This window comes from Stenotrophomonas sepilia, from assembly GCF_003244875.1.
Taxonomy (GTDB): domain Bacteria; phylum Pseudomonadota; class Gammaproteobacteria; order Xanthomonadales; family Xanthomonadaceae; genus Stenotrophomonas; species Stenotrophomonas sepilia.
Window position 1 is genome coordinate 12,358 of sequence record NZ_LXXZ01000028.1, and the last position, 15,469, is coordinate 27,826.

18 protein-coding genes and 1 tRNA gene are annotated in these 15,469 nt (G+C 66.4%); 15 read left to right on the forward strand and 4 right to left on the reverse strand.

Features of this window, described 5'->3' with window-relative positions; all coding sequences use genetic code 11:
* Positions 1–99 precede the first annotated feature (99 nt).
* From rpmF to A7X97_RS04295, 13 genes are all read left to right on the forward strand, one after another.
* Positions 100–294 carry a 50S ribosomal protein L32 gene (rpmF, locus tag A7X97_RS04235; protein WP_005408308.1) on the forward strand — a complete coding sequence of 65 codons (195 nt, stop codon included), beginning with the start codon at positions 100–102 and terminating at the stop codon, positions 292–294.
* A 91-nt stretch (positions 295–385) separates the two neighbouring features.
* A complete protein-coding gene (locus A7X97_RS04240) occupies positions 386–1,363 on the forward strand; it encodes a beta-ketoacyl-ACP synthase III (RefSeq protein ID WP_005415505.1) in 978 nt (325 codons plus the stop codon).
* A gap of 76 nt (positions 1,364–1,439) precedes the next feature.
* The gene (locus A7X97_RS04245) at positions 1,440–2,222 is read left to right on the forward strand and encodes a BUD32 family EKC/KEOPS complex subunit (RefSeq protein WP_072168233.1); all 783 of its coding nucleotides are present in this window, start codon (positions 1,440–1,442) and stop codon (positions 2,220–2,222) included.
* Between the two features lie 147 nt (positions 2,223–2,369).
* Positions 2,370–3,314, forward strand: coding sequence for an ACP S-malonyltransferase (gene fabD / locus A7X97_RS04250; protein ID WP_072168232.1), 945 nt, complete (start codon positions 2,370–2,372; stop codon positions 3,312–3,314).
* Between the two features lie 81 nt (positions 3,315–3,395).
* The gene (gene fabG / locus A7X97_RS04255; protein WP_005408312.1) at positions 3,396–4,139 is read left to right on the forward strand and encodes a 3-oxoacyl-ACP reductase FabG; all 744 of its coding nucleotides are present in this window, start codon (positions 3,396–3,398) and stop codon (positions 4,137–4,139) included.
* Between the two features lie 152 nt (positions 4,140–4,291).
* Positions 4,292–4,531 (forward strand): acyl carrier protein, encoded by a 240-nt coding sequence (gene acpP / locus A7X97_RS04260; RefSeq protein ID WP_061480516.1) that lies wholly within the window; start codon positions 4,292–4,294, stop codon positions 4,529–4,531.
* Between the two features lie 140 nt (positions 4,532–4,671).
* The gene (fabF, locus tag A7X97_RS04265) at positions 4,672–5,934 is read left to right on the forward strand and encodes a beta-ketoacyl-ACP synthase II (protein WP_061480515.1); all 1,263 of its coding nucleotides are present in this window, start codon (positions 4,672–4,674) and stop codon (positions 5,932–5,934) included.
* Between the two features lie 101 nt (positions 5,935–6,035).
* Positions 6,036–7,400, forward strand: coding sequence for an aminodeoxychorismate synthase component I (locus A7X97_RS04270; RefSeq protein ID WP_088497811.1), 1,365 nt, complete (start codon positions 6,036–6,038; stop codon positions 7,398–7,400).
* Between the two features lie 232 nt (positions 7,401–7,632).
* Positions 7,633–8,694: an endolytic transglycosylase MltG gene (gene mltG, locus A7X97_RS04275; protein ID WP_072168230.1), complete on the forward strand. Its 1,062-nt coding sequence runs from the start codon at positions 7,633–7,635 to the stop codon at positions 8,692–8,694.
* A complete protein-coding gene (gene tmk / locus A7X97_RS04280) occupies positions 8,691–9,356 on the forward strand; it encodes a dTMP kinase (RefSeq protein ID WP_072168229.1) in 666 nt (221 codons plus the stop codon). The genes mltG and tmk overlap by 4 nt, the downstream gene beginning before the upstream one ends.
* Positions 9,353–10,309: a DNA polymerase III subunit delta' gene (locus A7X97_RS04285; protein ID WP_072168228.1), complete on the forward strand. Its 957-nt coding sequence runs from the start codon at positions 9,353–9,355 to the stop codon at positions 10,307–10,309. Before tmk ends, A7X97_RS04285 begins: the two co-directional genes overlap by 4 nt.
* Positions 10,306–10,659 carry a PilZ domain-containing protein gene (locus A7X97_RS04290; protein WP_005412452.1) on the forward strand — a complete coding sequence of 118 codons (354 nt, stop codon included), beginning with the start codon at positions 10,306–10,308 and terminating at the stop codon, positions 10,657–10,659. Before A7X97_RS04285 ends, A7X97_RS04290 begins: the two co-directional genes overlap by 4 nt.
* A gap of 172 nt (positions 10,660–10,831) precedes the next feature.
* A tRNA-Val gene (locus A7X97_RS04295) sits at positions 10,832–10,906 on the forward strand.
* Positions 10,907–10,991: 85 nt separating this feature from the next.
* On the opposite strand, the gene A7X97_RS04300 is transcribed toward A7X97_RS04295, so the two are convergent.
* Positions 10,992–11,555: a hypothetical protein gene (locus A7X97_RS04300; protein ID WP_005415515.1), complete on the reverse strand. Its 564-nt coding sequence runs from the start codon at positions 11,553–11,555 to the stop codon at positions 10,992–10,994.
* 52 nt (positions 11,556–11,607) lie between these two features.
* Complete coding sequence (locus tag A7X97_RS04305; protein ID WP_111007628.1) at positions 11,608–12,015, reverse strand: hypothetical protein; 408 nt, start codon at positions 12,013–12,015, stop codon at positions 11,608–11,610.
* A gap of 566 nt (positions 12,016–12,581) precedes the next feature.
* Here A7X97_RS04305 and A7X97_RS04310 point away from each other — a divergent pair.
* Positions 12,582–12,962 (forward strand): tautomerase family protein, encoded by a 381-nt coding sequence (locus A7X97_RS04310; RefSeq protein WP_005415517.1) that lies wholly within the window; start codon positions 12,582–12,584, stop codon positions 12,960–12,962.
* Between the two features lie 34 nt (positions 12,963–12,996).
* Here the strand turns inward: A7X97_RS04310 and A7X97_RS04315 are convergent, their stop codons facing one another.
* Both A7X97_RS04315 and A7X97_RS04320 read right to left on the reverse strand, forming a co-directional pair.
* Complete coding sequence (locus tag A7X97_RS04315) at positions 12,997–14,094, reverse strand: XVIPCD domain-containing protein (RefSeq protein ID WP_088497805.1); 1,098 nt, start codon at positions 14,092–14,094, stop codon at positions 12,997–12,999.
* A gap of 40 nt (positions 14,095–14,134) precedes the next feature.
* Positions 14,135–14,710 (reverse strand): hypothetical protein, encoded by a 576-nt coding sequence (locus A7X97_RS04320; RefSeq protein WP_111007629.1) that lies wholly within the window; start codon positions 14,708–14,710, stop codon positions 14,135–14,137.
* A 241-nt stretch (positions 14,711–14,951) separates the two neighbouring features.
* Here A7X97_RS04320 and A7X97_RS04325 point away from each other — a divergent pair, with 241 nt between their 5' ends.
* Entirely contained in the window at positions 14,952–15,347 is a 396-nt protein-coding gene (locus A7X97_RS04325; RefSeq protein ID WP_072168223.1) for a DUF2946 family protein, read from the forward strand.
* Positions 15,348–15,469: the final 122 nt, after the last annotated feature.

Here is a 15,469-nt window from a genome sequence, read left to right on the forward strand (position 1 = left end):
TGTCGTCGGCGGCTGCGGCGAAAGCGAAAAGTGTGCTGGGCGCTGGCGTCCTGTGCGACGAAACGACGAAGCAAAACGAACCGAGTTTGGAGCAATCCCATGGCTGTCCAGAAATCCCGTGTTACCCCGTCCCGCCGCGGCCAGCGCCGTTCGCATGACGCCCTGAGCGCCAAGCAGCTGTCGACCGACCCGACCACCGGCGAAGTGCACCTGCGTCACCACATCACTGCTGACGGTTTCTACCGCGGCAAGAAGGTCATCCAGACCAAGACCTCGGCCGTCGAAGAAGATTGATGTGCCGGGAAGGCCGCTGCCCCCGGGCAGCGGCCTTTGCCTTCTTTCCCGGGCGTGCCGGTGATCGGCGGCCCGCGCAACAGGAAACATGATGAGCAAGCGGATCTATTCGAGGATCGCGGGCACCGGCAGCTATTTGCCGGAGAAAGTCCTGACCAACGCCGACCTGGAAAAAATGGTCGAAACCTCGGATGAGTGGATCCAGTCGCGCACCGGAATTCGTGAACGGCACATCGCGGCCGAAGGCGAGACCACCAGCGACCTTGGCTACAACGCCGCCCTGCGCGCGCTTGAAGCCGCAGGCATCGATGCCTCGCAGCTCGACATGATCGTGGTCGGCACGACCACGCCTGACCTTATTTTCCCGTCCACCGCGTGCCTGATCCAGGCCAAGCTCGGTGTGGCCGGGTGCCCCGCCTTCGACGTCAACGCAGCCTGTTCCGGCTTCGTGTTCGCGCTGGGCGTGGCCGACAAATTCATCCGCTCCGGCGACTGCAAGCACGTGCTGGTGATCGGCACCGAAACGTTGACCCGCATGGTCGACTGGAACGATCGCACCACCTGCGTGCTGTTCGGTGATGGCGCCGGCGCCGTCGTGCTCAAGGCCGACGAAGAGACCGGCATCCTCAGCACCCACCTGCATGCCGATGGCAGCAAGAAGGAACTGCTGTGGAACCCGGTCGGCGTTTCGACCGGCTTCAAGGATGGCGCCAATGGTGGCGGCACCATCAACATGAAGGGCAACGACGTGTTCAAGTACGCCGTCAAGGCGCTGGACTCGGTCGTGGACGAGACCCTGGCCGCCAACGGCCTGGACAAGTCCGACCTGGATTGGCTGATCCCGCACCAGGCCAACCTGCGCATCATCGAAGCCACCGCCAAGCGCCTGGACATGTCGATGGACCAGGTCGTGGTGACCGTCGACAAGCACGGCAACACCTCGTCCGGTTCGGTGCCGCTGGCGCTGGACGCCGCCGTGCGTTCGGGCAGGGTCGAGCGCGGCCAGCTGCTGCTGCTGGAAGCCTTTGGTGGCGGCTTCACCTGGGGTTCGGCCCTGCTGCGCTATTGATAGTGCAAGTTACGACAATGTGAAGTCTTGTCGTTACGGCCCTTCGGGGCCGTAACGCGTTTAAGGAGGACCTGTCATGGTTGAGCCCATCGTCATCGAAGGGCAACGTGCCTGGCTGAAGCAGTACGGCAAGGGAAGCCGGGCGCTGGCCCTGGGCCTGCTCAATTTTGTTGCCCGTCGTTTCCATCTCGACGCCCTTCGTCCTCCTCCGCACCGTGGCGGCGACGCCGCGCGCGAAACCGAGGCCCGCCGCCTTGCAGAGCTGCAGGCCCAAGGCGTGAACGTGCCGAACGTGCTGGGCACCGGCCATGCCGCGCTGGTAATCGGCGACAACGGCAGCTCGTTCAATACCTGCCTGCGCGAAGCCGACGAAGCAGGTCGTGATCGGCTGGTGATGGCGGCGATGCAGGCCATTGCCCAAGCGCATGCGCGCGGCGCCTATTTTGGCCAGCCGCTGCCGCGCAATCTCACCTGGGATGGGCAGCAGGTCGGCTTCATCGATTTCGAGGAAGATCCGCTGGAAGTGATGGACCTGTCCGAAGCGCAGGCCCGCGACTGGCTGATGTTCGGCTATGGCGTGGCCAAGTACTACGCTGATCGCCCCGAACATCTGCAGGCGATGATGGCCGAGGCGATGGGCGAGGCCCAGGCGCCGGTGCGCGAGCACGTGCATGCGGTCAGTGGCCGCCTGCGCAGCCTGGCCAGGGTCTGCATGAAGCTGGGCCGCTCAGCGCGCGCGCTGGCCCATTCGATCTTCATCACCCACGGTGCCAGCACTGCTGGCGTGCTGATGCTGGTGGGCCTGTGCGTGGATTTCCTCGCCGACGGCGATCTGGACGTGCTGCAGCTGTTCTGCTGATCGTTGGCCGGGGTCAGATCCCATTTCCCGTGGAAAAGGGATCTGACCCTGTCATTGCTCCATACGCCTGCATACGCGCACGTACAGACGACACAGCGGATTCCCCCTTATCATGGCCCGCTTCGATTGCAACAAGCGGATGACCGCGTGACCGTATCCACCCTCGCTTTTGTCTTCCCCGGCCAGGGCTCGCAGTCTGTGGGCATGGTGGCCGAGCTGGCCGAACTGCACCCGCAGGTGCGTGAAGCCTTCACCGAGGCATCCGATGGTGCCGGCGTCGACCTGTGGGCGCTGTCCCAGGGCGGCCCGGAGGAAATGCTCAACCGTACCGAATACACGCAGCCGGCCCTGCTGGCCGCGAGTATCGGCGTGTGGCGTGCCTGGAACGCCGTGGGCGGTCCGCGCCCGTCGGTGCTGTCCGGCCACAGCCTGGGCGAGTACACCGCCCTGGTTGCCGCCGGCGCGCTGAGCCTGCATGACGGTGCGCACCTGGTGCGCCTGCGTGGCCAGCTGATGCAGGAAGCGGCGCCGGCCGGTGTCGGCGCCATGGCCGCCGTGCTCGGTGCCGAAGACCAGCTGGTGCTGGATGTCTGCGCCGAAGCCGCAGGCAGCCAGGTAGTGGTGCCGGCCAACTTCAATTCGCCGGGCCAGATCGTGATCGGTGGCGACGCCGATGCGGTCGACCGTGCGCTGGCGCTGCTGGCCGAGAAGGGCGTGCGCAAGGCGGTCAAGCTGGCCGTCAGCGTGCCCTCGCACACCCCGTTGATGCGCGAAGCGGCCAACCGCCTGGCCGAAGTGATGGCCGGCCTGTCCTGGCAGGCGCCGCAGCTGCCGGTGGTGCAGAACGTCGATGCCCAGGTGCACGACGGCGTGGACGCCATCCGCACTGCGCTGGTCCAGCAGCTGTATCAGCCGGTGCAGTGGACCGGTTGCGTGCAGGCGTTGGCCGCCCGCGGCATCACCCAGATCGCCGAGTGCGGCCCAGGCAAGGTGCTGACCGGCCTGGTCAAGCGCATCGACAAGGCCATCGACGGCCGTCCGCTGGCCACGCCGGGCGACTTCGAAGGCGCCCGCGAGGCATGGTCGGCCTGACCTTCCCTGTTCCTGCCGACCGTACCGGTGGCCGCTGCAAGCGGCACGGTGCGGCGGCCGCTCCCGTCTGAGGAAAACATCATGAGCAAGCCCCTGCAGGGTGAAATCGCACTGGTCACCGGTGCCAGCCGTGGCATTGGCGCCGCCATCGCCGATCTGCTGGCCGCCCAGGGCGCCACCGTCATCGGCACCGCCACCACCGAATCCGGCGCCGCCGCGATCGGTGAGCGCCTGGCCGCCCACGGCGGTCACGGCCGCGCGCTGAACGTCACCGACGCCGCCGCGCTGGACAGCGTGCTCGATGGCATCGCCAAGGAATTCGGCCCGATCTCGATCCTGGTCAACAATGCCGGCATCACCCGCGACAACCTGCTGATGCGCATGAAGGACGAGGACTGGGCGTCGATCATCGACACCAACCTGACCAGCGTGTTCCGTACCAGCAAGGCGGTGATGCGCGGCATGATGAAGGCGCGCAAGGGCCGCATCATCAACATCGCATCGGTGGTGGGCGTGACCGGCAATGCCGGGCAGGCCAACTACGCGGCCGCCAAGGCCGGCATCATCGGCTTCAGCAAGTCGCTGGCCAAGGAAATCGGCTCGCGCGGCGTCACCGTCAATGTTGTCGCACCCGGCTTCATCGACACCGACATGACCAAGGCGTTGCCGGAAGAAGCGCGTACCGCGCTGATCAACGACATCGCCCTCGAACGCCTGGGTTCGCCGGAGGACATCGCCCATGCGGTGGCGTTCCTGGCCAGCCCGGCTGCCGGTTACATCACCGGCGAAACCCTCCATGTGAACGGCGGCATGTACATGCCGTAAGCAAGGGGCGCAGGGATTGCGCCGCAAGTGGTTGATCTGCTGAGGTTTTTGCTGCAATGCAAGGCCGCGCCGGTTTCCACTACACTATCCCACGGCCATCGCCCTTGATGGCGACCACTTTTGAACCACAACTCCATCTGGAGCGAGATCCCATGAGCACCATCGAAGAACGCGTCAAGAAAATCGTCGTCGAACAGCTTGGCGTCAAGGAAGATGAAGTCACCAACAGCGCATCGTTCGTCGATGACCTGGGCGCTGACTCGCTGGACACCGTCGAGCTGGTGATGGCCCTGGAAGAAGAATTCGAGTGCGAGATCCCGGACGAAGAAGCCGAGAAGATCAGCACCGTGCAGGCCGCCATCGACTACATCACGGCGCACGTCAAGGCCTGATGTCAGACGGCAGTGCGCGCGGGTCTCCGCTCGCCGCGCACCGCACCCCATGGGGCCGCAGTTGCGGCCCCGTGTGTTTGAGCATCACACCGAAGCAAACCGTGTTACCCGATTGAACCTTCGGGTCAGGAGAATCAGCAATGAAGCGTCGCGTCGTCGTAACCGGCCTGGGTATCGTCTCGCCGTTGGGCAATGATCTGGCCAGCAGCTGGGAAGGCATCACCCAGGGTCGTTCGGGCATCGGTCCGCTGACCAACGTTTCTGATGCCTACCTGGACCGGTTCACCACCAAGATTGCAGGTGAGGTCAAGGGCTTTGACATCACCGCCGACAACGAACTGTTCGGCAAGTACCGGGTCAGCGGCAAGGATGCCAAGAAGATGGACCCGTTCATCCATTATGGCCTCGGTGCCTCGTTCATGGCCCTGCACGACTCGGGCCTGGAGATCACCGACGCCAATGCCGAGCGCATCGGCGCCATTGTCGGCGCCGGCATTGGCGGCCTGCTCGGTATCGAAGAGCAGACCATCGAGTTCCATGAGGGCAAGAAGATCTCGCCCTTCTACGTGCCCAAGACCATCATCAACATGCTGCCGGGCCAGCTGAGCATCATCGCCGGCCTGAAGGGGCCGTCGTTCTCGGCGGTGTCGGCGTGCGCGACCTCGAACCATTCGATCGGCACCGCGATGCGTATGATCCAGTACGGCGACGCCGACGTGATGGTGGTGGGTGGTGCCGAACGTGGCTCGTCGCCGACCGCCGTGGGTGGCTTCTGCGCGATGAAGGCGATGAGCACCCGCAACGACGCCCCGGAACAGGCCTCGCGCCCGTGGGACAAGGACCGTGACGGCTTCGTGCTGGGCGACGGCGCCGGCATCCTGATCCTGGAAGAGTACGAGCACGCCAAGGCCCGTGGCGCGAAGATCTACTGCGAACTGGCCGGCTTCGGCGCCAGCTCCGACGCGTACCACATGACCGCCCCGAGCGAGAACGGCGAAGGTGCCGCGCGCTGCATGGTCATGGCGATGAAAGACGCCGGCGTGACCCCCGAACAGGTGGGTTACCTCAACGCGCATGGCACGTCCACGCCGCTGGGTGACCTGGGCGAGACCATGGCGATGAAGACCGCTTTCGGCGACCACGCCTACAAGATGATGGTCAGCTCCACCAAGTCGATGACCGGCCACCTGCTGGGCGCGGCCGGCGGCGTGGAAGCGATCTTCTCGGTGATGGCGCTGCAGGACAACGTCATTCCGCCGACCATCAACCTGCAGCAGCCGGGCGAAGGCTGCGACCTGGACTACGTGCCCAACGAAGCACGCCAGGCCAAGGTTGACGTGGTGATGTCCAATGGCTTCGGCTTCGGCGGCACCAACGGCACGCTGATCTTCAAGCGCGTCTGACCGGGTTGTAGCGTCGGGCCATGCTCGACTGAACGTGCATTACGCACGAGGAGGCCGCCGCAAGGCGGCTTCCGTGCATCTGAATCCCTGAACTGGCCATCATGACCCACGCACCGCTGATCCACCCGCTGCCGCACCCGATCGATCTGCTGGCCCTGCAGCAGCACGACCCGGCACGCTTCCCGCTGCTGATGGAATCCACCGCCTCGGGCACCGCCCAGGGCCGCTGGAGCCTGCTGCTGGCCGCGCAGGGCGATTGCCTGCGGCTGGATGCCGATGGCCAGGTGCGCGACCTGCAGGGTGCCGCGCAGCCCGGCACGTTCCTGCAGGCGCTGGATCGCGCCTGGCAGCACGAACGCCTGCCGCACGACGGCAGCCACAGCCTGCCGTTCCGTGGCGGCTGGGCGTTGATGCTGGACTACGAAGTGGCCAGCCAGATCGAACCGGTGCTGCCGGCGCGCGCGCGCGAGGACGGCCGCCCGACCGCGCTGGCGCTGCGCTGCCCGGCCGCCGTGCTGCATGACCACCAGAACGACGCCAGTTTCATCATCGCCGAAGCCGGTGAGCAGGCCCTGCTGGAGGCGCTGGTGACCTTGGCGTCGCAGGCGCTGCCGGAGGCCGGGCAGGGCTGGCAGCCGCCGCAGTCGGTGGGCGAGGATGCGCCGCAGCGCTTCACCGACGGCGTGCGCCGGGTGATCGACTACCTGCGTGCCGGCGATGTGTTCCAGGTGAACCTGTCGCGGCGCTGGAGCGCGCAGTTCGCCGCGCCGGTCAGCCCGCAGGCGCTGTACGCGCAGCTGCGCCGTGCCAACCCGGCACCGTTCGCCGGTTTGTTCAGCGCGCACGGCCGCCACGTGGTCAGCTCCTCGCCGGAGCGGCTGGTGTCGGTGCATGCCGGCCACGCGCAGACGCGTCCGATTGCCGGCACGCGTCCGCGCTTCGAGGGCGACGATGATGCCGCGCGCATCCAGGAGCTGGTCGGCCACCCGAAGGAGCGTGCCGAGCACGTGATGCTGATCGACCTGGAGCGCAACGACCTGGGCCGTATCTGTCTGCCCGGCACCGTGGTGGTCGATGAGCTGATGACCGTGGAGAGCTACGCGCATGTGCACCACATCGTCAGCAACGTCAGCGGCCACCTGCGTCCGGAGGTCACGCCCGGCGAGGTGATCGCCGCCACGTTCCCGGGCGGCACCATCACCGGCTGCCCCAAGGTGCGCTGCATGCAGATCATCAGCGAGCTGGAGCAGGTGCCGCGCGGTGCCTACACCGGCGCGTTCGGCTGGCTGAACCGCGATGGCGACCTGGACCTGAACATCCTGATCCGTACCGCCGAAGTGGATGGCCACGAGGTGAGCTTCCGCACCGGTGCCGGCATCGTGGTTGATTCGGACCCGGACAAGGAACTGGACGAGACCCGCGCGAAGGCCCGCGGCCTGCTGCGCGCGCTCGGCCAGCAGGGGTAGTGCCGGGCGCTGGCCGGCAACGCCATTCCCCCACGGTGGGTGCCGACCGTTGGTCGGCACGGAGTCCTCCATGGCCATTCATCCACGCATGGCGTGGATCTACTGATCGCCGCGCCAGGCATGGATTGTGGTGGGTGCCGACCGTTGGTCGGCACGGCGACGCCACCCCGGTCATGACCCCAATCCACCGGCACGGTATCCTGCACGACGGAATCGAGTTCAGAGGTAGTCCATGGCGGGAGCCAAGCGCGGGTGTCTGTTCGTGGTAACGCTGGTGGTGGTGCTGGCCGCCGTCGTGGCCGGCGCGGGCGCGTGGTTCTTCTACCAGCAGACCCGCTTCGCCGATGCCCCGATCACCCCGTCCGCCGAGAGCGTGGTCATCGCCAGCGGCGATGGCATGAACAGCGTGCTGCGCAAGCTGCGCGATGCCGGCGTGGACGAGGGCCAGGACGCCCAGTGGCAGCTGCTGGCGCGCCAGCTCGATGCCGCCGGCAAGCTGAAGGTGGGCGAGTATGCGCTCAGTGGCGAGCTGACCCCGCGCGAGCTGCTGCTGCGCATGCGCGCCGGCAAGGTGCTGCAGCACCGCGTCACGATTGTCGAGGGCTGGAACATCCGCCAGCTGCGTGCCGCACTCAAGCGTGCCGAACCGCTGCTGCACACCACTGACACGCTTGATGACGCCGCGTTGATGCAGCGCCTCGGCTTCGGTGGCCAGCATCCGGAAGGCCGCTTCCTGCCGGAGACCTACGTCTACCAGCGCGGCGACAGCGATCTGGACGTGCTCAAGCGCGCCCACGCCGCAATGGAAAAGGCGCTGGACGAGGCCTGGGAAAGCCGCGCGCCGGACCTGCCGATCAACACGCCCTACGAACTGCTGACGCTGGCCTCGATCATCGAAAAGGAAACCGCGCTGGCCAGCGAGCGCCCGCAGATTGCCGGGGTGTTCATGCGCCGCCTGAAGATCGGCATGCGCCTGCAGACCGACCCGACCGTGATCTACGGCCTCGGTGCTGCGTATGACGGCAACATCCGCCGTCGCGACCTGACCACCGACACCCCCTACAACACCTACACCCGTGCCGGCCTGACCCCGACCCCGATCGCCATGCCCAGCCGTGACGCGCTGATGGCGGCCGCACAGCCGGCGCCGGGCGACGCGCTGTACTTCGTCGCCGTGGGCGATGGCAGCGGCGCGCACGTGTTCTCGCCCAGCCTGGACCAGCACAACGCCGCCGTGGCGCGCTACCTGCAGCAGCTGCGCCAGCAACGTACCCAGGAGACCCCGGCGCAATGAGTCCCGCGCTGCTTCGCCACCCGCGTTTCGTCAGCCTGGAAGGCGGCGAGGGCGCGGGCAAGACCACCGCCATCAATGCCATCCGTGAGTGCCTGCGCGGCCACGGCCACGAGGTGGTGCTGACCCGTGAACCCGGCGGCACGCCACTGGCCGAGCGCATCCGCGGCCTGGTGCTGAAACCCGATGCCGAGATCGCCGCCGAACCGCTCAGCGCCGAAGCCGAGCTGCTGCTGGTATTCGCCGCGCGCGCGCAGCACGTGCGCCAGGTGATCCAGCCAGCACTGCAGCGCGGCGCCTATGTGCTGAGCGATCGTTTCACCGATTCCAGCTATGCCTACCAGGGCGGTGGCCGTGGCCTGGATCCGCAGTGGATTGCCGATCTGGAGCGTCGCGCGGTCGGCCTGTTGCCGGGGCTGACCCTGCTGCTGGACGTGGACGTGGCCATAGGCCGCGCGCGCGCCAACGGCCGTGACCTGTGGCCGGACCGCATCGAGAGCGAGCAGGACGATTTCTTCCAGCGCGTGCGCGAAGTGTTCCGCAGCCGCGCACAGCAGGACCCGCAGCGCTTTGCGTTGATCGACGCCGGCCAGGTGCAGGAACGCGTGGCCGCCGACGTGGTTGCGCGTGTCGAGCGCTGGCTGCAGGGCGGGGAGGGCGCATGAGTACCTTTTCACCGTGGCAGCAGCGCGCGTTCGAGCAGACGGTGGCCGCGCTCGACGCCGGTCGCCTCGGTCATGGCCTGCTGATCTGCGGTCCGGCCGGGTTGGGCAAGCATGAGGTGGCGCTGGCGTTGGCCGACCACGTGCTGGCGCAGGGCGATGCAGCCCACGCCACGCGCACGCGCCAGCTGATCGCAGCGGGTACACACCCGGACCTGCAGCTGGTCAGCTTCATTCCGAACAAGAGCGGCGACAAGCTGCGCACCGAGATCGTGATCGAGCAGGTGCGCGAGATCACCGACAAGCTGGCGCTGACCCCACAGTACGGCGTGGCGCAGGTGGTGATCGTCGACCCGGCCGATGCGATCAACCGCTCGGCGGCCAACGCACTGCTGAAGACGCTGGAAGAGCCGCAGCCCGGCCGCTACCTGTGGCTGATCAGCAGCGACCCGGCACGCTTGCCGCAGACCATCCGCAGCCGCTGCCAGCGCCTGGAATTCAAGTTGCCGCCGCCGCACGAAGCACTGGCCTGGCTGCAGCAGCAGGGCCATAGCGAGGCATCGGCGCGCGAAGCGCTGGACGCCGCCCGCGGCCATCCCGGCCAGGCCGACAACTGGCTGCGCGAAGACGGCCTGAGCCTGCGCCGCGAAGTCGGTCGAGATCTGGAACAGCTGGTCACCGGCAAGACCGGCGCGGTGGAGCTGGCGCAGAAGTGGTGCGGTGACGACAACGCGGCGCTGCGCCTGCGCTTTGCCGCCGACCTGGCACTGGCCCAGGCCAGCACCGATGCCTTGACCACGCCGGAGCGATTGCACAAGCTTGCAGCCTGGTTCGATGCGGCCAACCGCACCCGCGACCTGCTGCGCACCACGGTGCGTGCAGACCTTGCGGTGGTCGAGTTGCTGCTGGCCTGGAACAAGGTGAACGAGCGGCCTGCCGCAAGGGGAAATCGATGAGTGCCAGCAACGCCCGCCAGGGCATCCTGTCCCTGGCCGTGAAGGACAAAGCCGCGCTGTACAGCGCGTACATGCCGTTCGTGAAGAATGGCGGCATCTTCGTGCCCACGCCCAAGCGCTACTTCCTGGGCGACGAGGTGTTCCTGCTGCTGACCCTGCCCGATTCCAGCGAGCGCCTGCCGGTGGCCGGCAAGGTGATCTGGGTGACCCCGGCAGGCGCGCAGGGCAACCGCACCGCCGGCATCGGCGTGCAGCTGGCCGATGGTGCCGAAGGCGAGGGCGTGCGCCACAAGATCGAGACCCTGCTGGCCGGGCTTACCGGCTCGGACAAGCCGACCCATACGATGTGATTCCGGTAGCGCCGGGCCATGCTCGGCGGAACCACCGAAACACGCGTACCCCGCTGTTCTGTAGAGCCGAGCCATGCTCGGCTGCACATCCCGAGACACCCGTGAACACGAATGTGAAAAAGTGTTGACGGCCTCTGAAAAGCCCCTATAATGAGCGGCTCAGCAACACACCGGGCGGTTAGCTCAGCGGTAGAGCATTGCCTTCACACGGCAAGGGTCACAGGTTCGATCCCTGTACCGCCCACCATGTTGCAGAACGAAAGAAGCCTCCAGAAATGGGGGCTTTTTTGTTACCAGCGATCCAGCAGGATCAGCTGGAAGCACACGCCCTTTCAGCCGTGCCGCTCCAGCAGCTCGCGCGCGATCATCGCAGTGGCATCCAGCAGGTCATGGCCGCTACCCGCCTGCACCACCACCGCCAATAGGCTACGGCCCACCTCGGCATTGCCGCTGGTCAGTTCCATCTCGCCCTCAAAGCACAGATCGGCCAACCATTCATGGGCCTGCTGCAGCCCGCGCTTGCGGACGCGGCGGAACTCCGCGAGCAGCTTCGCCTGGCCGGCCTCCTGCTCACCGTCGGCCAGCAGGCCGATGGCACCGCCGTGCGCCGCGCGCCAGAGGGCCGGTAGCGGGCGACCGTTCGCGTCCACCACGTCCGGCGAGAACTGCGCGCAGTACATTTCGTAGCGCTTGCCCGCTGTGCTGCGGGGCACGATGCCGGCTTCGGCCAGCAGGCGTTCGGCTTCATCCAGTGTGCTGAACTTCAAGCGCAGCAGTGCAGGGCGGCTCAGCTGTTGTGCCAGCGCGTGCTGGTTGGCGGCGAACCAGACGTTCCAGCCCACGGTTGCGCGGCCTTCCAGTGCGGCCTTGAAGTATTCCAGGTGTTCGGCGTCCATTGCGGTCTCCTGCGCTCACTGCGCGATTGTAGCGGGAGCGTACCCGGGCCGGTCAGGCGTCGCCGCCGGAGAGGCAATGATGTGCCTCGCGCACCAGTTGTCGGGCGGCCACGATCAGTCCGTCGATATGGAAGGCGCCCAACTGTTCGTCCGGGCCACCTTCGTTGCGCGCATGGTCGGCGGCCTGCAGCAGGTCGAGCAATGCGCCGAGGCCAGATAGCGAGCGGCGCAACGAAGCGTGATTGCTGGCGCCGAGGGTGAGGCTGATGCACGGCTGTCCGTCATCACCGTCGGCCTGGTTGATCGCATTGAGACGGGCGAAGAAAGTGGGCAGCTGCGCGGACAAATTCTGCGCGTCCAGGGCGCACTCGATCTCGCGTGCGAGGTCCCCGGGCACGTCGGCTGCGACGTCGCCGATAAGCGCGTGCAGGCGGGGATGGACGGCGGTGCGGTTGGTCATGGTGAAACCCTCACTGGCGTAAGGCCACCTTCCCGAGTGAAGGTGGCGGACGGTGCGGGTTGGCGTACCAAGGCAAACGAACTCCCATCGAGAAGAAGGCCTGGCGGACCTGTCGATCCCCACGCACCGGCCGCCATTGAAGGCAATCGGTGCATTCTCTCTGCTGCGACGTAAACCGCAGCGATGGGTGTTCATTCGTTTATTCGAGACGCCAATCCCGGCCAAGGCGTCTTGCCTCGGCGCGGGGATCTTCAAGCCGGGCAATCACATCGGTCTGTAAGGAAAATTCTCAACTGTCCCTAGGCAGGCCAGACGTTCTCCGATGTGTGTCGTTCGACACGCGCGAGTAGTGCGGCCCATCACTGATGGCGCGCATCGCCGCCCCTACCGACCGTGCACAAGACGACTCCAGAGCGGCGCCGCCATGGCAATCGCGTCACCCCGCGCGGCGGAGGCGGGACCATGCCACGCATGGAGCCAGAGGGTTCCATCCCTGCGCTGTCCCGCGGCCCCGGGCAGGCGTAGTCTCAGCCTGTCGTCGTACCCATCCACTCTGGAGTGCCACCATGCCGCTTGCCCGCATCGATCTCCGCAAAGGTAAATCCGCCGACTACCTGCAACGCGTCGGCGAAACCATCTACCAGGCCATGCGCGCGGTGGGCGTTCCGGAAAACGACCGCTTCCAGATCTTCCAGGAACACGCGCCCGGCACGCTGATCTACGACCCCGGCTACTTGGGCGTGGATCGCACCGACGACTTCATCTGCATCCAGATCACCTGGAACGAAGGGCGCACGCTCGAGCAGAAAAAGGCGTTGTACGCCGGCATCGCCGATGGACTGCATGCGGCGGTGGGCATCCGCCGCGAGGATGTGTTCATCAATCTGGTGGAAGTGAAGAAGGAGAACTGGTCGTTCGGGAACGGTCAGGCGCAGTACGTGAGTTGATGCGGGAACGGTGTCAGCGCCTGATGCGGCTGGGTCAGGCCATGCGCGGCGACGCCTGCTGTTGTGCCTGTTGCTCGTCCTGCGCCAGCCGACTTGCGTCGCGGGATTGCTGCTGCACATTGGCCTGCTGATACAGCGTATCCGCGTCGCCCTGCTGCGTATCGAGCAGGGACAGGCGCTGGCGATTGGCGGCTGGGTCCGGCGAGGCGGTGTCGCCGCTGCGATGCAGGAATACGTAGCCGGGTGCCTCGGCGGTGCTGTTTGAACTGAATGCCACCTGCAGCGTGTCCTTTTCGCTGAAGCCGGCCTGCACCGCCGCGTGGGTCAGATGGCCGGCCAGTCGTTCGTGCTCCTGTCCGGGGGGCAGTCCCTGCTGTTCGCTGGCCTGGGCGAGTGCGGTACGCACTTTCTGGTCCAAGGCATGAAGGCTGTGCCCCGGTGCGCGCGCGTCCGCAGCCAGACGCTCGCCCAAGGGGCCATCAATGCCATCGGTTTCGCTGAGCAGACGCTGCTTCAAGCTGCGCTCGGGCAGGGGATGAGTGGTGGTGCGGTTGAGTTCGCTGTTGGGGAAAGGCGGCTCAATGCTGTCCACGCCATGGATGTTGCGCAGCGGACGATAGCCGTCCTTGCCCTGTGACTGGACGCCCAGCGGAATGCGGACGTCTGGCAGCAATTGGCCAACAGGGCCGCCGATGCTGTTCACGTCCAGGCTGTGCTTGCGCTGGATGCCGGCATGATTCAATGCGCCCCAGGCGAAGTCCACACAGTTGTGGCGCACGTCGGCATAGTGCTTGCTGAAGCCGTGCGCCACTGGATCGTCGCCGAACGCCTTGAGCTTGTTGTACTGGGCTTCGGTGATTTCCAGAGAGCGCGTGTAATGCGGGTTCTTGTAGGTCTTTGCATCGCTGTCCACGATGTCGCCCGGTCCGTTCATGCTGCCGTGCTCGATCGGTGCAAAGCCGTAGCTCGCCGGATCTTTTCCCGGTGCTCGCAGGACGTAGAACATGTGCCCCGGCCCGGATGTCTGCGGGGAACCATCCGGATTACGCAGCGGCTGCTGCGTTACCGGGTCGAGAAGCGGTGTTCCCGGCGCCGCAATGACGATATCGACGATGTAGCGTGGCTTGTCCATGTGCGTGTGATCCTCCTGGAAGGTGTACGAAGGCGCTGCGCTACTTGGCGAGCGGACGCGATTCGTGAATCAGTATCCTGGCGCTTGCGCCACGAAGCGGTGCGATGTCTTCAACCGTGCTGATCTGGACCCGATAGCGGCTACGCGCCTGCAACGGCAGCAACGCGACATGGAGTCGATAGGCCCCGTCGCTGCCTCGTTGGGTCTGAGCGTAGTTCAGTCCCGCATCGCGGTGCCAGTCTGGCAGTGGCTGGCCAGATTGCGACTGTGCGATCTGGTAGGCGTCGGGGCTTGCCAGCGACTGCCACGTGCCGCCGGACCATTGCTGAAGTCCAACGCGTAAAGGAATGTGCAGGTCGCGCGGAGAAGCAGCATCTGGCGACGGGGAGACGTGCTGCAGATCCAGCTCCACCGCATATGTACGGTAGCTGGCAAAATTGCGCGTCGTGGTTTCGAACTCGAACTGCACCTGCTGGCCGGGCGTGTCCACGGCAATCGGCTGTGAGAGTTCCAGCGGCTCTGGCGGTGGGGGCGGCCCCTTGTCGGCGCAGGCGGCAAGCAGCGCGGTCAGGCCGAGCAGGCTGATGCGCTGCCAGTGTGTGATGCGGGTGGTCATGCGGATTCCTGTGGCTCCTTGCCGTGGCCAATTGAACCCTAACGTTGGCGAGGCAGAGCCCGCAAGCGCAGAGACCGCGGTGCGGTCCATTCACATGTCGCCGCGCGAGGCGAGCCCCTGCGTCACCGTGTCGCAGGGGGCAAACCCTGAACGCGGTCCAAGGTTGACCGTGGCCCCGTAGAATGGCGGCGTGCGTCATTCTGTCCTCCACCGCCGGTTTCAGGCCCTGGCATGGCTCGCCATGCTGCTGGTGCTGCTCGCCCCGCTGGTGAGCCGCTGGCTGGCGCATGGTCACGTGGCTGCCGCGGCACCGGTGGCGGCCATGGACCACGCAATGCACGCAGAGCACGCGCAGCACGCGATGGAAGGCCATCACGACCATCACGCGATGGCGATGCCGCACGGCGAGACCGCAAAGAAGCCGCCCGCCGATCCACATGCCGATCATGAGATGGGTGTGGACTGCGATTACTGCCTGATCGCTGCACGGCTGATCACCCTGCTGGTGGCGGCCGTGCTGCTGTTGGCGCCGATGGCACCGGTGTGCCGCGCACTGCGCGGCGCGGTGCGGGCGTTGCCGCAACGGATCAGCGGCACATTGGGCGCGCGTGGGCCGCCGGCACTGATGGCTGCCTGAGCCGCACGCGCGCTGCATTGAACGTTCCCCCATGAGGTTGCCGGCCACGGCCGGTGCCCGCACGCGCGTGTCTGTCCCTTTCTGATTGCTGCCCTGCCATTGCGGGGTGGCCTTGCATGCCG

Bases quoted from the DNA above. Each gene is read 5' to 3' on its own strand.
- rpmF (WP_005408308.1), top strand. From the start codon at position 100: ATGGCTGTCCAGAAATCCCGTGTTACCCCGTCCCGCCGCGGCCAGCGC.
- A7X97_RS04240 (WP_005415505.1), top strand. From the start codon at position 386: ATGAGCAAGCGGATCTATTCGAGGATCGCGGGCACCGGCAGCTATTTG.
- A7X97_RS04245 (WP_072168233.1), top strand. From the start codon at position 1,440: ATGGTTGAGCCCATCGTCATCGAAGGGCAACGTGCCTGGCTGAAGCAG.
- fabG (WP_005408312.1), top strand. From the start codon at position 3,396: ATGAGCAAGCCCCTGCAGGGTGAAATCGCACTGGTCACCGGTGCCAGC.
- acpP (WP_061480516.1), top strand. From the start codon at position 4,292: ATGAGCACCATCGAAGAACGCGTCAAGAAAATCGTCGTCGAACAGCTT.
- fabF (WP_061480515.1), top strand. From the start codon at position 4,672: ATGAAGCGTCGCGTCGTCGTAACCGGCCTGGGTATCGTCTCGCCGTTG.
- A7X97_RS04270 (WP_088497811.1), top strand. From the start codon at position 6,036: ATGACCCACGCACCGCTGATCCACCCGCTGCCGCACCCGATCGATCTG.
- mltG (WP_072168230.1), top strand. From the start codon at position 7,633: ATGGCGGGAGCCAAGCGCGGGTGTCTGTTCGTGGTAACGCTGGTGGTG.
- tmk (WP_072168229.1), top strand. From the start codon at position 8,691: ATGAGTCCCGCGCTGCTTCGCCACCCGCGTTTCGTCAGCCTGGAAGGC.
- A7X97_RS04285 (WP_072168228.1), top strand. From the start codon at position 9,353: ATGAGTACCTTTTCACCGTGGCAGCAGCGCGCGTTCGAGCAGACGGTG.
- A7X97_RS04290 (WP_005412452.1), top strand. From the start codon at position 10,306: ATGAGTGCCAGCAACGCCCGCCAGGGCATCCTGTCCCTGGCCGTGAAG.
- A7X97_RS04300 (WP_005415515.1), bottom strand. From the start codon at position 11,555: ATGGACGCCGAACACCTGGAATACTTCAAGGCCGCACTGGAAGGCCGC.
- A7X97_RS04305 (WP_111007628.1), bottom strand. From the start codon at position 12,015: ATGACCAACCGCACCGCCGTCCATCCCCGCCTGCACGCGCTTATCGGC.
- A7X97_RS04310 (WP_005415517.1), top strand. From the start codon at position 12,582: ATGCCGCTTGCCCGCATCGATCTCCGCAAAGGTAAATCCGCCGACTAC.
- A7X97_RS04315 (WP_088497805.1), bottom strand. From the start codon at position 14,094: ATGGACAAGCCACGCTACATCGTCGATATCGTCATTGCGGCGCCGGGA.
- A7X97_RS04320 (WP_111007629.1), bottom strand. From the start codon at position 14,710: ATGACCACCCGCATCACACACTGGCAGCGCATCAGCCTGCTCGGCCTG.
- A7X97_RS04325 (WP_072168223.1), top strand. From the start codon at position 14,952: ATGCTGCTGGTGCTGCTCGCCCCGCTGGTGAGCCGCTGGCTGGCGCAT.